This window comes from Streptomyces sp. SID5910, assembly GCF_009862125.1.
GTDB lineage: Bacteria > Actinomycetota > Actinomycetes > Streptomycetales > Streptomycetaceae > Streptomyces.
Genome location: NZ_WWHX01000047.1, coordinates 1 through 428 on the forward strand (window position 1 = coordinate 1; position 428 = coordinate 428).

At 80.1% G+C, this 428-nt stretch carries 1 protein-coding gene; it reads left to right on the forward strand.

Going from position 1 to position 428, the window contains the following annotated elements; genetic code table 11:
- A partial coding sequence (locus GTW67_RS01605; RefSeq protein ID WP_524539733.1) for an SMC hinge domain-related protein occupies positions 1-428 on the forward strand: 428 nt, incomplete at both ends.

The following is a 428-nucleotide window of genomic DNA, read 5'->3' on the forward strand; positions in this document are numbered from 1 at the left end:
AGGCCCGCCACGACGCCCTCGCCCTGGGCCTGCGCCGCAAGGACGGCACCGGTGCGCTGCTCGCCGCCCGCGACGCCCTCGGCGGACTGCTCGGCCCCGCCGCCGGGCTGCTCACCGTGACGCCGGGCCACGAGGTCGCCGTCGCCGCCGCCTTCGCCGCTGCCGCCGACGCCCTCGCGGTGACGTCCCCCGCGGCCGCCGCCGACGCCATCCGGCACCTGCGCAAGCAGGACGCGGGCCGCGCCGCCCTGCTGCTCGCCGGCGCCCCCGACGACGTACCGCACGAGCCGCGGAGCGACGGGCCGCCGTACGCCGCCGACCTCGTGCGCGGGCCCGCTGACCTGATGCCGGCGGTACGGCGGCTGCTGCGCGGGATCGTCGTCGTCGGCACCCTGGAGGACGCCGAGGACCTCGTCTACGCCCACCCC